Source organism: Actinomycetota bacterium (assembly GCA_030684515.1).
Lineage (GTDB): Bacteria > Actinomycetota > Actinomycetes > S36-B12 > S36-B12 > UBA11398.
Window position 1 is genome coordinate 147584 of record JAUXVJ010000024.1, and the last position, 12982, is coordinate 160565.

Consider the following 12982-nt stretch of genomic DNA (forward strand, 5'->3'; position numbering starts at 1 on the left):
AATTATGCCTGTTCAGCAATCGAGAGCATGGTTCCACGATCTGCAATCGTGACTCGCTCGATGCCGAACTCCTGACCAAGGTCGCGCTCCGCCTGGTCAATGGCCCGCCACCCTGCCGTCGTCACGGGCACCACACCACGTGAACTCAACAGACTGTCGAATTCGCCGACGCCGGTAGCCGAGACGAAACCAGCATCGGCATCAGCAAAGAGCTGATGGACCGTGGCTACGGCATCCTTCTTGTTGGTGCCGATGATGCCTGACGGGCCGCGCTTGACCCAGCCTGCGGTGTACAGGCCGTGCGTGACACGACCTTCCGCATGCACCACGGTTCCGGTGGCCTCATCGAAGGGAACCCCTGGGAGCCCGACCCCGCGATAGCCGATGCTGCGCACGATGAACTCAGCCGGGATGTCGAACAATTCACCAGTGCCGCTGACTTGACCACCGGCATCGAAGTGAGTGCGCTCCACCACCATGGCTTCGGCCGATCCATTGCCCTTGACCTCGATCGGTCGGGCCATGAAGTGCAAGTGCAGGATCTTGCCCGACGGTGCTGGTCGGTCCATCCAGCCGCGAATGACCTCAAGATTGCGCGCCACGGCGCGATCACCGGTGCTCCATCCCGTTTCCTGGTCCAGTCCCGCAGGATCCACCTGGATCCCAGTTGCCTCAAGTTCGCCCAGTTCCTTGAGTTCCTTGGTGGTGAACGTTGCCTGCGCAGGTCCTCTACGACCGACGATGTGAATGTCGCTGAGGTTCGCACTGGCAAGAGTTGCTCGCACATGCGCTGGCATATCAGTGGTGCTCAACTCCGCAGGCGTCTTGGCCAGCACTCGAGCAACGTCGACAGCGACATTGCCCAGTCCGACCACGACAGCGTGCTTCACCGTTGGCAACCAGGACTCAAAGAAGGCTCGATCGGCATCAGGGTGCCCGCAATACCAAGCGACAAAGTCAGTGGCCCCTATGCAGCCGCGCAGATCCTCGCCGGGAACGCCCATGTGACGATCAGAGGAGGATCCGTACGTGAGGATCACCGCGTCGTACTGCTCCTGCAGCTCGTGCACGTGAACATCGACACCAACGGTGACATTGCCCAGAAATCGAACTCCAGGCTGATCCAGAATGCGGTCAAGGTTGTCGCGCACCGAGCGAATGCTGAAGTGATCCGGGGCCACGCCATATCGCACGAGCCCGAAGGGGGCTGGCAGTCGGTCGATGACGTCTACCGTCGCTCGGCCGGATTCGGCCAAAGCTGCGGCTGCGTACATGCCAGCTGGACCAGATCCCACGACGGCGATGCGTAGTGGTGACTGCATGAAGGACCCCTGTCAGTTCGATACGGTGCGTGTCTCAATCGATCAGGGAGACTACATGCCCTTCATTCAGGTCACGATGCTCGAAGGCCGTACCGTCGAGCAGAAGAAGGAACTGATAAGCAAGCTCAACAGCGCTGCCGCCGAAGTTCTTGGTGGCGATCCCAGTCGGATCCGGATCGCGCTGTACGAGGTCTCTGGCGATGACTGGGGCATTGGCGGAGAGACCATCAATGCCCTGAACGCTGGCAGCTAAGCCGCTTTGGGAATCAGCCTTCCCGTGTGCACGTCATAGACCGCCCCGCCCACAATCAGACCCTTGGGGAGCAATGGGTGCGATCTGATCCGCAACAGGTCGGTGATCAAGGCCGTTTCCTGATTGTCGACCGTGCGAAATTCCACACTGCGAGTATCCACCCCGAAATCACGTTCAATGGCCTCGTGAATCTGCGACTCGGTGGCATTGGCCATCCGGCAATCGGTGTGCGGCATCACGAGAACACGATTCACACCGAGCAGGTACGTCGCCAGGATCAGGGTGCGCAGGACGTCGTCAGTGACGCGCGCACCTGCATTTCGCAGGATCTTGACATCGCCAGCGGACATGCCCAGCAGCCCCAGCGGATTGACGCGCGAATCTATGCATGTGACCACAGCAAGGCCCTTGGCCGCTCGACCGCTCAGATTCGATCCAGTGAAACTCGCAGCGAACTCGGTATTGGCGGAGATGACATCGGCGAAAGCCTCTGCGGGAAATGCTCGGACGTCGTCCGAATCGTAGATTGGCATGTCCGAAATCTAGCGCCTAGGCGTCGATGCGGTCTCGATCTAGGCCAGCTGCCCCGTCGACGATGAATTCCTTCCGAGGGGCAACGTCGTTGCCCATCAGCAGATCAAAGACATCGATGGCAGCAGTTGCATCGTGCATCGTGATGCGTCGCAATGTTCGATGTGCTGGGTCCATCGTGGTTTCTCGCAACTGAGCCGAGTCCATCTCGCCCAAGCCCTTGTAGCGCTGAATCGGGTCCTTGATCTTGCGTCCGCGCTTCTCTGCGTCAGCAATCACCGTTCGCATTTCGGCATCGGAGTAGGTGTAGATGATGTCGTTGGCCTTGCTTCCGGCATTGATGATCTCGACGCGATGCAGCGGCGGCACCGCAGCGAATACCCGACCGTGTTCGAGCATTGGCTTCAAGTAGGCATGAATCAGCGTGAGCAAAAGGCAGCGAATATGCGCGCCGTCGACATCGGCGTCCGACATCAGAATGATCTTTCCGTAGCGCGCTTGCTCGATGTCAAAGGATCGACCCGAGCCAGCACCGATGACCTGGATGATCGACGCACATTCAGAGTTCTTGAGCATGTCGGACAGCGAGGACTTTTGAACGTTGAGGATCTTCCCGCGAATTGGGAGCAACGCCTGGAAGTCAGAGTTGCGAGCCGACTTGGCGGTGCCAAGGGCACTGTCACCTTCGACGATGAACAGCTCACTGTGCTCGACGTCATCGGACCGGCAGTCAACAAGCTTCGCCGGGAGCGCGGAGGATTCAAGAGCGGTCTTGCGTCGCTGCGTATCGCGGTGTGCCCGAGCTGAAACACGGGCCCGCATGGCATTGGCGGCCTTCTCCAGCACCGCCTTGGTGGCGGCCTTGTCGCCACGCGGTGGGGTGGTGAACCACTTGGTCAATTCCTTGGCGACGACATTGCCGACGATGCGACTTGCAGCAGGCGTGCCCAGTATCTCCTTGGTCTGACCTTCGAACTGCGGCTCGGCAAGCCGCACAGCGACCACGGCTGTCAGCCCCTCAAAGACATCGTCCTTGGCAACATTGTCTTCACCGGCACGCAGTGTCTTGCTGGCGCGCAGCTGATCGTTGAAGACCTTGGTGATGGCTCGCTCAAATCCGGCCACATGGGTACCACCCTTGGGCGTGGCAATCACGTTGACGAAGGAGCGCAGAAGCGAGTCGTAGCCCGTGTCCCAACGCAGAGCGATATCCACGACGAGTTCGCGTTCGACTTCCTGAGGCGACATGTGACCCCTGTCGTCGATCACCGGCACCGTTTCGTGGAAGTGGCCTTGGCCCAGGAGTCGGAGCGTCGGCGACACAGACTCCCCTGCGCTCAACGACTCGACGTACTCGCCGATGCCACCCTTGTGCTGAAAGCTCTCTTCATAGACATCTTCGGGATCACGCAGATCGTGCAGGGCGATGGTCAGGCCCGGAACGAGGAAGGTGCTTTGCATCGCCCGATCACGCAGGGCCAGGCGGTCGTAGTCGGCATCCTTGGTGAACACCTGTCGATCAGCCCACCATCGAATACGCGTGCCGGTCTTCTTCAGTGGGGCCTTGCCTATGACAGCCAGCCCCGACCTCTTGTTGAATTCAGCATCAGGACCGGGTCCGTCAAATACCCCGGTGACTCCGCGCTTGAATGTGGCCAAGTGCACCTTGCCGCCCCGGTCGACTTCAACATCGAGGCGAATCGACAGCGCGTTGACGACTGAGGCACCCACGCCATGCAAGCCCCCTGAGGCTGCATACGAGCCACCACCGAACTTGCCACCCGCGTGCAATTTGGTCATGACCACCTCGACCCCGGTGAGCCGCGTCTTGCGCTCAATGTCGACCGGGATTCCGCGACCATCATCATGAACTTCAGCTGAACCATCAGGATGCAATGTGATGTCGATCAACTTGCAATGACCGGCGAGCGCCTCGTCCACTGCGTTGTCCACGATCTCCCAAAGGCAGTGCATGAGCCCTCGACCATCGTTTGAACCGATGTACATACCGGGGCGTTTGCGTACTGCATCAAGGCCTTCGAGTACTGCAAGATCCTTGGCGGAATAGGTCGAAGACACATCGACAACTTACTCGCGGCACACCGCCGTACCGTGATGCCACGAATGAACGCGCGTTCACATGTGACCCACATAACAATTCGGTTTCGCTTTAGGTGAACGACCCCGGCGTGGCATCGCGGGAATAAGTTATGCGTGTAAGACTGTTATCCACATTGCATAGGCATTGCTGCAGCAGTAGTAGTGCTAGAGACAAGTTGGAGGTTCTGATGGCCACCACAATGACAGCGCCGGCGCTGGCCGCAACTGACCGTTGCGATCGTTGCAACTCCCAAGCCTACGTTCGAGTAGTGCTGCCAGGTGGATCTGACTTGCTCTTTTGCGGACATCACTGGAACCGCCATGAAGACGCATTGCGTCCGCAGGCGATTGAAGTACTTGACGAAACCCACAGGCTAGATCTCGCAGCGCACAACAGCGACGATCGCTAACTGATCGCAAAGCAAAGGGCCCCGAGAATCTTCTCGGGGCCCTTTGTGCGTTTCTATTCGTCCAGGTAGTCGCGCAGTAGGGACCACTACGGCGCTGTGCTTGGGATTGATCTCCTCAGAGGCCTCTAAACGCTGTGCGCGAACTATGTGCGACTAGCAATTACCCCTATGAGCGAGAGGTGCTACCAATGACCGTAACCGATATCAACAAGACCAGAGAAACCAAGATCAGCCAGGCTGAGAAGGACTACTGGGTTCGCACATTCAGCTCGTGCCCTGAGTGGTGCGATTCTGCAACTCACGCGGAACTAAAGATCGACACCGTGCCAGGAGAGAGGTTCAAACTTCATCAGATCGAGCTGGCGAAATTTGCTACTGAATTCGCCACACTGATCTCCAAGGCGTCTGCGCTGGTCACCTCGATCCAACGCGCCTACGAAGACAAGGACACCGGGGTCGACCAGCGGCTCACTACCGGAGCGAATCCCACGGGCTCGGGTAGGCGCGGCACTTGCCGCGCATGAACGTGTGGACCTCCTCGAGGCCAAGCAGGTTGCCCCACTCGGGGTACGAGCTGGCGACCTCGTTGCGGAACTTCTGCGTCTCCTCCCTGCCGCTAGCGACCATGCCGTTGTGCCACCAGCAGATCTCCTCGAGGGTCGTCGGGGACAGCGAGTTCCAGTACTTGTTGAGATTGGACATAACGGTCGGCTGGTCGGGCGGGCTGAACCCTTCGGACGCGCTCGACGAGGTGGACGTCTGCGCACAGGCAGTGAGCGACAGGGCCAGGAAGGCCGCTGCTGCGATCTTCTTCATCAGGTCCCCCGTCACTGTGCTGGCACTCCCGTGCGGAGGCCATGAATTGAAACTATAGAAGCCCTCAGCGGCGGCCCACTTGCTCAAGCGACGAAGTGAGAGTTGGCGGCTGGCAATGGTGGTACTGGAGTTGCCACGGTCCTTGAGTGCATTGGCGAAGCGGTTGACTGGTTGCCGCATTGAGGTCATTGGGGATGCCCTCAAGCGCCGACCAGTCAATGAAGCCCCGTACACCATCGGAGTAGGTCTTGACTGTTTGCGCGGATTTCCCCTCAGCGCACAGGTGGATCACCCACTCGTCAAGCATTTCATCGAGCTCCACACGGGCCTCCGACACGCTGGGCACCTTGAATAGCTTGACTAGGTGCGCTGTGCATCTTCGCGTAGCGCCACGTACATACAGAAACCCCTTGCGACACAAGGGGTTTCTGAAGGCAAGAGGAGTTCGGTTTAGTCCAGGTAGTCGCGCAGCACCTGTGAACGCGAAGGGTGACGCAGCTTGGACATCGTCTTGCTTTCTATCTGACGGATGCGCTCACGAGTAACGCCGTAGACCTTGCCGATCTCATCAAGAGTCTTGGGCTGACCATCAGTCAGGCCAAAGCGCATACGCACCACGCCCGCTTCACGATCAGACAGGGTGTCAAGGACTGACTCCAACTGCTCCTGCAGCAAGGTGAACGAAACCGCGTCAGAAGGAACGATGGCTTCGGAGTCCTCGATGAGGTCACCGAACTCACTATCACCCTCTTCACCCAATGGGGTGTGCAGCGAGATGGGCTCGCGACCGTATTTCTGAACCTCCACGACCTTTTCGGGGGTCATGTCCAGTTCCTTGGCGAGTTCTTCCGGAGTGGGCTCGCGACCAAGATCCTGCAGCATCTGGCGCTGGACGCGTGCCAATTTATTGATGACTTCGACCATGTGCACGGGAATGCGGATGGTACGTGCCTGATCGGCCATGGCGCGGGTGATGGCTTGACGAATCCACCAGGTGGCATAGGTCGAGAACTTGTAGCCCTTGGTGTAGTCGAACTTCTCAACTGCTCGGATCAGACCCAGATTGCCCTCCTGGATCAGATCCAAGAAGAGCATGCCGCGACCGGTGTAGCGCTTGGCCAGCGAAACCACCAGACGAAGGTTGGCTTCCAGCAGGTGGTTCTTGGCCCGGCGACCGTCTTCGGCAATCCAGAGCAGATCCCGCTCGAACTTCTTTTCCAGCTTCTTGGGGTCTGCGAGCTTCTCCTCAGCGAAGAGTCCGGCTTCAATGCGCTTGGCCAGCTCGACCTCCTGCTCGGCATTGAGCAGCGGAACCTTGCCGATCTGCTTGAGGTAGTCCTTGACCGGGTCGGCGGTAGCGCCTGCGACGGTGACGGTCTGGACGGGCTCGTCGGTGTCATCGACATCGGAGATGACGAAGCCCTTTTCCTCATCGGCGCCGGCTGGAGCCGCTTCGGTTTCCGAGTCGCCATCGACTTCGGCCAGATCCTCAGCGAGTTCAGCCTCAAGCTCAACCTCGAGCTCGGCAACCACGACCAGTGCAGCAGGATCAACGTCTTCAACGTCAATGGCCACCAGTCCATCTTCAGTCTCAATGACCTCTACGAGTTCTTCGTCGTCAATAGCTACGGCCGCGCCCTTCTTGGCGGCGGGCTTTGCCGGCTTGGCTGGCGCGGCAGCTTTCTTGGCCGCGGGCTTTGCCGGCTTGGCTGGCGCGGCAGCCTTCTTGGCCGCGGGCTTTGCCGGCGCTGCTGCCTTCTTGGCAGCTGGCTTGGCGGGCGCGGCGGCGGGCTTGGCGGCGGCCTTCTTGGCCGCCGGCTTTGCCGGCGCTGCGGCCTTCTTGATCGGGGTTACCTTGGCAGGCGCTGCTTTCTTGGCAGGGGCTGCTGGCGTGCTGGCTGTGGTCTTCTTGGTAGCGGTGGCCATGTTCAGGTTCAATGCCTTTCATCAACCGATCTCCACGACAAGAGCCCGTGTCAAGCCTTTGCAGACTTGGACGGGCCGTGGTCCATTGATTGTGCCATATATCCGAACAGATCTCTGCAACACCTCCTAGCTCAATACGGCCCGGCCTTGGCCGACCTGAATTCGGGCGCTTGCGAGCTGGGTCACCGAGCCTTCGACCGCGAATGGTCCTTGCCCGTCAACGGTGTAGGTGGCGGTCCACGTCGTGCGCAGGTGGACCATGAAGACACCCGCCCTTCGATAGACATGGGAGACCGTTCGATCCGGATATCGGCTGCCGGGGCTGGAGGTTTCCAGCGCGCCACCGTCACCGAAGTCCCAATGCCAGCGCGCCACCGGCGAGAGTTGGATCTGCTGGGAACCGATGCGGTGGGTGGAGCGCTCAGCCGTGGCCGGCTGACCCGAGGTGAACAGGGTTGGCACCTGCGGCAGCACGCCTTGGGATGGCTGGCTGCTGATGTGGGCAGCAGGAATCGACCTGACAAAGCTCTCGTGCAACTCCTGAGCTGACGGGCGGTCAACTGCGCCGCGCGCAGAACTCACGCAGCCAAGCCCACGATCCAGCCAAGTCAGCCCGTAGTCGAGGGAGAACCACATTCGGCGCTGCTCCTGACCGGCTGGGCAGCCCGCTATCACCCGCCCGCAGCCGATCGCATTGAACTCTGAGGAACAGGGATCGGCAGCCATCCACATGCAATTGGTGCAGGAATGGTGACTACCGCCTGAGGCGCCGCCACCGGTGGAGTTGGAGCCGGACTGCCCTGATCCGACGAACTGGTCGTTGGCGTCGTCGCCACTGATGTCCAGGGCCATCGCCGGGGAAGCACTGGCGGCCAGCAGCAGCACGAGAAGCGCAGGAATCAGCCGAGTTCTCCAGGACATGCCTAGACGGTATGCAGCAACCATGCTCCAGAGAAGTCGCCCGATGGCGGCTGTGGACAAGTGCTAGCACAGGCCATATCTGCAGTGCTCATAGCTGAGGTGCTCCATGGTTTCCTGCCACGTCCGAGGTGGCAGCCCGTTGGAAAGCGCCGTGGCCACGAGTTGTGCCAGTCCGTACTCAGGCTCATCCTGCAAGGCAATGTCCAGTGCCGCACTGGCGCGCACGCCGTCGCCCGCCAGCCACGCGCAGATCGAAGCGACCGTCGCCGAAGGGGCTCGTCGACCTTCGGGCAGCACCCGCACCAGCACCCGCAAGCCCAGCAGACTGGTGGCGGCATCCAATTGCTTGGCCACATGCCAGAGCACCGAATCGCGCACCCTGATATCTGTCAGCCCGCTCGCCAGATCCACATACTCCCTTGGCAGGACGGACCCGGCCTTGAATGCCGCAAGCAAGCGAGGAATGACGTCGTCGCGCCACTGTTCCAGATCCTGCGCAGGCATCTCGCTGAGTTCACTGGCCTTACGATCCAGCGCCTCAACAGCGACCCGCGGAGCCCCCTCGTCGGCGACAAACTCCGCGCAGACCTCGGCACGATCTGCAGCAAAGGACCACCCCGAGAACATGAAGTCGTCGCTGACTTCAGCCGCGATCAGCTGGTCAAATGGCTGCACACCAACTGGTCCCTCGGCACACTCGGCGTCAAGTGCACACCAGCCGTCCTCCAACACGATGATGGCATCCAGCACTTCAGTGCCACCGCCCGTGAGCGCCTGGCCTATAGCGGCCAGCGGCACTGCACTGAGGTCGATTTGGTCCTGATGATGAAACTCTGGGTAGCCGATCAGAACGACTCCCTGCGCGTTGACATGGCGCGCAGCGCGTACGACGGATGAGGCCCATTCCTGGATCTGCTGTTCGCCGACGAGCTCAGGCCAGTCCACGCGTTGAGTCAGGGCAATCGCACCCGAATGAATCCACACAATGACAACACTGGCGCGTGGTCGAAAGCCAAGAAGAAAGGGAATCGCAGCCATCAAGTGCTCTGGACTGCGCAAGACCGGAACTGGAATCTGAGCGTTCATGCAGCGCAAACTGTCATCGCAGAAGTGCCAAGAACAGTGTGCCCAGCGCGCTGTGGACACCAGGTGATTCAACAGTGCCTGTGCATGAGTGGAAGTTCACGATGCGGCACAAAAAAAGCACTTGGTCGTCGAAGGCTTCCCCTCCCGCGACGACCAAGCAAGGCACACATTAGGGGGCTAGGCACAGCCCGCAATCACCGACACGCCGCTTATGCGGCGCTGCCAGAAGTTGATGCGAATGTCTGTCCGGCCTTCTTTGACCAGGACGCCAAGGCGATGACACCGATCACAATCTGTGGCACAAAAGAACAGGCGCGCCAGACCAAGTCAGCTGCCGTGGCCGTGCCTTCTGGCACTCCGAAACTCACAAGCAAAGCGATCATCGCTGCGTCCACTGTGCCAAGCCCACCAGGGGTGATCGGGATCATCAGGCCCAGCTGACTGATGGCGAAGGCTGCAAACACCAACAGGAATGGCGTTCCAGGCTCATCCCATCCTTCGATACCTCGCAAAGCCACATACAGGATCAGGAACTGAGTGAATGACACGGCAACTTGAGCAAGGGTCAGCGCTGCCCAGCGACGCTTGAGCACGCCATACATGCTCTGGCGGAAGCTGGTCAGGGGTCCAACAAGATCGAGCTCCTTGACCGCCTTGATACGCTTGCGGAATGGCCCGATGATCTTGTTGCCGAGCTTTCCGATCCAGATGGCGGCCGGTTCAGACCTCATGACCAAGGTGAAACCCAAAATGGCGCCAATGAGCAGCGCCAGACCAATGAGCCCGCCAAGGATGTAGGAGTTGCCGTCCTCGCCTGCGATCGTGATGGCCAGCACGCCAAGAATCGGAAAGCCCAAGGTGACAAAAGTGCTCCAAATACTGACCGCGGTGATCGCAGAAGTTGCTGCGGCCGGGGCGATCTTGTACGAGGCGAGCATCCCGTATTGGAATGCCAGGCCGACCGCGCCGCCGCCGGGCACCCCATTGCTGATGGCAAAGGCGGCTTGATTGATCTGCTCTGATGGCCAGAATCGCAAGCCAGGTGTGGCAGCCATGAACGGGAAGCCGTAACACGTCAGATAGACCACAACGCTGATGAAGACCGCAACCAGGGCCCATATCGACATCGACTTCAGTGCTTCCCAGGCCTGGTCGTAACTGCCGATCTGCGGAATCACCTTCCAGAAGATGATCACGATGAAGAACAAGCCGACTGCGCCAAGAATGAGCGACTTCTTCTTATCCAGCTGAGAAGAAGGGGCCGGCGAGGACATGGGGCTAAGGCTCCCACATCGGGCATATCGGGGGGCCGTGTCTGGACCGAAACCTGCATTAGGCAGGATGCAGACATGCGGCTAGATCACATCTCATACGCCTGCACGGCAAGCGAACTGCCAGACGTTGTTCAACGCATTGGTTCAGACCTCGCGGCAACCTTTCGCGATGGTGGCCGGCATCCGCAATTTGGCACTCGCAACTTCATTCTTCCGATGGCCAATGGCTGCTACATCGAGGTGGTCTCGGCACTTGATCACCCAGCAGCCGACAAGGCGCCATTTGGCCGAGCAGTGAATCACTGCGCGACCAATGGCGGTGGCTGGATGAGTTGGGCGATCTCGGTCGACGACATCAAGCCCTATGAAGAACGACTTGGTCGCGAAGCCGCTCCTGGGCATCGGATCCTGCCTGACGGACAGAAGCTTGAATGGAAGCAACTGGGCGTGCTGAACGTCATGGAGAACCCGCAGTTGCCATTCTTCGTTGAATGGTCCAGCTCACAGGGCATGCACCCATCATCAGGTGCCGGCAATGTCACCGTGGAGCGCATTGAGATTGCGGGCGACCCCCACACCGTCAGCGCCTACATCGGCGAGAACTTCATGGACGTGATGGATGGCGTGTACGTCGAATGGGTTGAGGCCGAAAGCCCAGGCATCATCGCGGTCACCTTTTCAACACCAAACGGCACAGTTCGAATCGACTGATCACAACACGGCGCGTCATCTCCGCCGCGTGGGCTAGCCTGCGTGCCCTAGCACAGTGAGGGGTTCACGTTGAGCGGGCAAGAGAACATCCCAGACACCCTGCGCACACTGGCAGGCTTCACCTGGCGCCTCCTTGTTCTTGTCGCCGGCATCGCCTTCATTCTCTATATCTTCAACGGGATCTTCCCTGTGGTGTTCGCATTGTTCTTTGCGATGCTCGTGACGGCCTGGACCTCACCTGTGATGCACCTCTACAACCGGCTCCTGCCCAAAGTGCTGTCGATGATTCTGGCCCTGATCACCATCACTGCAATCGTCCTTCTCATTCTGGCCACAGTCATCAACGCCACGATCCACGAAGGACCAAAACTCGTCGATTCGATCACGGCCGGCTTTGCAGAGATTGAAACCTGGATGAAGACCGGGCCACTGAAGCTCTCGGATTCGCAGTTCTCCAATCTGCTTGAAGAGTTGCAGAGTTGGGGTACTGGAGTGCTCAAGACCATCGCCGGTGATGCCTTCGGCGCGCTTGGGTCCATTGGCACCCTCATCATCGCGGGCTCTGTGTTCATCTTTGGAGTGATCTTCTTCCTGATGTCACCGGCAAAGATCTGGGACTGGCTGATGAGTTGGATGCCCGTGCAGCTGCGCGAGCATGTGGACACCTCAGGAAGGATCGCCTGGGACTCCATTGCCGGATACACCCGAGGCATTGTGGTGATCGCCCTCCTGGACGGACTGCTCGTCTACATCGGGCTGCTGATTCTCCAAGTCCCCCTGGCTCCCGCGCTGGCCGCTGTGGTCTTCCTGGGGGCATTCATCCCGGTTATTGGCGCGCCCATTGCCACCTTCTTCGCTGCCATCGTCGCCCTGGCCGAGAACGGACCCCTCACGGCAGCCCTTGTCGTGCTCTTGACGATCCTGGTGGGCAGTTTCGACGGCGATGTCATGCAGCCGCTCGTCATGGGCAAGGCGGTCAACCTGCATCCCCTGGCCATCGTGGTAGCCATCGCTGCCGGCAGCATCGCGCTGGGCATCGTGGGCGCACTGATCGCCGTCCCCATCGCCGGTGCTATCTACGGCGTGGCTCGCTACGTGACTGGACGAGACCCCGATCATCCGTACACCCCGACCCCGAAATTCCAGGACTCGGCCTAGCCAGGCAGACAGGAGACCACTGTCCGCTCCCCTTGCGCGCAATAGGCATAGATCGCGAATTGCTCAAACTGCGCAGCCAGACTCTGACCCACACTGATCGGCATATCCCACACGAGAAATGCTGGCTCCCGGAATTGGCCATCGGGCGAAGAGCATTCCGCCGGCCAGACCTCATAGTCCATCGTCTGCAAAATGCTCCGCATCTGCTCATTGCGCGCCACATTCACCTCAAGGTCTGGACGCGCAAATCCAGGGTTCCAGGCAGTCATCACCACGCACGCTTGGCCGCGCATCGCCGCGAACAACGCGGGGTCACTCCACCCGAGTTCGAGACAGGCCTGAGGCTCTAAGGCGCTCACGATGGACGCCTGATACTCGGCGAAGAGCTCCTCCTGAGTCTGCACTGTCTGACCCCTCCTCGATCTCCCTGAAGTTCACCCAATTGCTGAATTGAAGAATTGCCTCCCGTTCACC

General features: G+C 59.8%; 15 protein-coding genes. 5 read left to right on the forward strand and 10 right to left on the reverse strand.

The window, feature by feature from the left end; translation table 11 throughout:
• Window positions 1-2: 2 nt before the first annotated feature.
• Window positions 3-1322 carry an FAD-dependent oxidoreductase gene (locus Q8M73_09485; GenBank protein ID MDP2288778.1) on the reverse strand — a complete coding sequence of 440 codons (1320 nt, stop codon included), beginning with the start codon at window positions 1320-1322 and terminating at the stop codon, window positions 3-5.
• On the opposite strand from Q8M73_09485, the gene Q8M73_09490 reads away from it, so the two are divergent.
• The gene (locus tag Q8M73_09490) at window positions 1321-1575 is read left to right on the forward strand and encodes a 4-oxalocrotonate tautomerase family protein (GenBank protein MDP2288779.1); all 255 of its coding nucleotides are present in this window, start codon (window positions 1321-1323) and stop codon (window positions 1573-1575) included. The genes Q8M73_09485 and Q8M73_09490 overlap by 2 nt on opposite strands.
• Here Q8M73_09490 and Q8M73_09495 read toward each other — a convergent pair.
• Together Q8M73_09495 and Q8M73_09500 are read right to left on the reverse strand one after the other, a co-directional pair.
• Window positions 1572-2108: a carbonic anhydrase gene (locus Q8M73_09495; GenBank protein ID MDP2288780.1), complete on the reverse strand. Its 537-nt coding sequence runs from the start codon at window positions 2106-2108 to the stop codon at window positions 1572-1574. The two genes, Q8M73_09490 and Q8M73_09495, sit on opposite strands and share 4 nt — an antisense overlap.
• A 16-nt stretch (window positions 2109-2124) precedes the next feature.
• Window positions 2125-4185, reverse strand: a complete 2061-nt coding sequence (locus tag Q8M73_09500; protein ID MDP2288781.1) for a DNA topoisomerase IV subunit B — start codon at window positions 4183-4185, stop codon at window positions 2125-2127.
• A gap of 209 nt (window positions 4186-4394) precedes the next feature.
• Here Q8M73_09500 and Q8M73_09505 point away from each other — a divergent pair, with 209 nt between their 5' ends.
• Together Q8M73_09505 and Q8M73_09510 are read left to right on the forward strand one after the other, a co-directional pair.
• Window positions 4395-4616, forward strand: coding sequence for a hypothetical protein (locus Q8M73_09505; GenBank protein MDP2288782.1), 222 nt, complete (start codon window positions 4395-4397; stop codon window positions 4614-4616).
• A gap of 188 nt (window positions 4617-4804) precedes the next feature.
• On the forward strand, window positions 4805-5140 hold the full coding sequence (locus Q8M73_09510; protein MDP2288783.1) for a hypothetical protein: 336 nt from the start codon (window positions 4805-4807) through the stop codon (window positions 5138-5140).
• Here the strand turns inward: Q8M73_09510 and Q8M73_09515 are convergent.
• From Q8M73_09515 to Q8M73_09540, 6 genes are all read right to left on the reverse strand, one after another.
• Entirely contained in the window at window positions 5088-5432 is a 345-nt protein-coding gene (locus Q8M73_09515; protein ID MDP2288784.1) for a hypothetical protein, read from the reverse strand. The genes Q8M73_09510 and Q8M73_09515 overlap by 53 nt on opposite strands.
• Window positions 5433-5496: 64 nt before the next feature.
• Window positions 5497-5769, reverse strand: coding sequence for a hypothetical protein (locus tag Q8M73_09520; GenBank protein ID MDP2288785.1), 273 nt, complete (start codon window positions 5767-5769; stop codon window positions 5497-5499).
• A 113-nt stretch (window positions 5770-5882) separates the two neighbouring features.
• The gene (locus tag Q8M73_09525) at window positions 5883-7358 is read right to left on the reverse strand and encodes an RNA polymerase sigma factor (GenBank protein MDP2288786.1); all 1476 of its coding nucleotides are present in this window, start codon (window positions 7356-7358) and stop codon (window positions 5883-5885) included.
• Between the two features lie 126 nt (window positions 7359-7484).
• Window positions 7485-8279, reverse strand: a complete 795-nt coding sequence (locus tag Q8M73_09530) for a PKD domain-containing protein (protein ID MDP2288787.1) — start codon at window positions 8277-8279, stop codon at window positions 7485-7487.
• Window positions 8280-8342: 63 nt separating this feature from the next.
• Window positions 8343-9365, reverse strand: a complete 1023-nt coding sequence (locus Q8M73_09535; protein MDP2288788.1) for a DUF4192 domain-containing protein — start codon at window positions 9363-9365, stop codon at window positions 8343-8345.
• Window positions 9366-9574: 209 nt separating this feature from the next.
• On the reverse strand, window positions 9575-10639 hold the full coding sequence (locus Q8M73_09540; protein ID MDP2288789.1) for a YbhN family protein: 1065 nt from the start codon (window positions 10637-10639) through the stop codon (window positions 9575-9577).
• Window positions 10640-10714: 75 nt separating this feature from the next.
• Here Q8M73_09540 and Q8M73_09545 point away from each other — a divergent pair, with 75 nt between their 5' ends.
• The gene (locus Q8M73_09545) at window positions 10715-11350 is read left to right on the forward strand and encodes a VOC family protein (protein MDP2288790.1); all 636 of its coding nucleotides are present in this window, start codon (window positions 10715-10717) and stop codon (window positions 11348-11350) included.
• A 69-nt stretch (window positions 11351-11419) separates the two neighbouring features.
• Window positions 11420-12508, forward strand: a complete 1089-nt coding sequence (locus Q8M73_09550; protein ID MDP2288791.1) for an AI-2E family transporter — start codon at window positions 11420-11422, stop codon at window positions 12506-12508.
• Here the strand turns inward: Q8M73_09550 and Q8M73_09555 are convergent.
• Window positions 12505-12912 carry a DUF3293 domain-containing protein gene (locus Q8M73_09555; GenBank protein MDP2288792.1) on the reverse strand — a complete coding sequence of 136 codons (408 nt, stop codon included), beginning with the start codon at window positions 12910-12912 and terminating at the stop codon, window positions 12505-12507. The genes Q8M73_09550 and Q8M73_09555 overlap by 4 nt on opposite strands.
• Window positions 12913-12982 lie beyond the last annotated feature (70 nt).

What these genes read in the sequence shown, in the direction of transcription:
- Q8M73_09490 (MDP2288779.1), top strand. Translation starts at nt 1,321, where the DNA reads ATGAAGGACCCCTGTCAGTTCGATACGGTGCGTGTCTCAATCGATCAG.
- Q8M73_09485 (MDP2288778.1), bottom strand. Translation starts at nt 1,322, where the DNA reads ATGCAGTCACCACTACGCATCGCCGTCGTGGGATCTGGTCCAGCTGGC.
- Q8M73_09495 (MDP2288780.1), bottom strand. Translation starts at nt 2,108, where the DNA reads ATGCCAATCTACGATTCGGACGACGTCCGAGCATTTCCCGCAGAGGCT.
- Q8M73_09505 (MDP2288782.1), top strand. Translation starts at nt 4,395, where the DNA reads ATGGCCACCACAATGACAGCGCCGGCGCTGGCCGCAACTGACCGTTGC.
- Q8M73_09510 (MDP2288783.1), top strand. Translation starts at nt 4,805, where the DNA reads ATGACCGTAACCGATATCAACAAGACCAGAGAAACCAAGATCAGCCAG.
- Q8M73_09515 (MDP2288784.1), bottom strand. Translation starts at nt 5,432, where the DNA reads ATGAAGAAGATCGCAGCAGCGGCCTTCCTGGCCCTGTCGCTCACTGCC.
- Q8M73_09525 (MDP2288786.1), bottom strand. Translation starts at nt 7,358, where the DNA reads ATGGCCACCGCTACCAAGAAGACCACAGCCAGCACGCCAGCAGCCCCT.
- Q8M73_09530 (MDP2288787.1), bottom strand. Translation starts at nt 8,279, where the DNA reads ATGTCCTGGAGAACTCGGCTGATTCCTGCGCTTCTCGTGCTGCTGCTG.
- Q8M73_09535 (MDP2288788.1), bottom strand. Translation starts at nt 9,365, where the DNA reads ATGAACGCTCAGATTCCAGTTCCGGTCTTGCGCAGTCCAGAGCACTTG.
- Q8M73_09540 (MDP2288789.1), bottom strand. Translation starts at nt 10,639, where the DNA reads ATGTCCTCGCCGGCCCCTTCTTCTCAGCTGGATAAGAAGAAGTCGCTC.
- Q8M73_09545 (MDP2288790.1), top strand. Translation starts at nt 10,715, where the DNA reads ATGCGGCTAGATCACATCTCATACGCCTGCACGGCAAGCGAACTGCCA.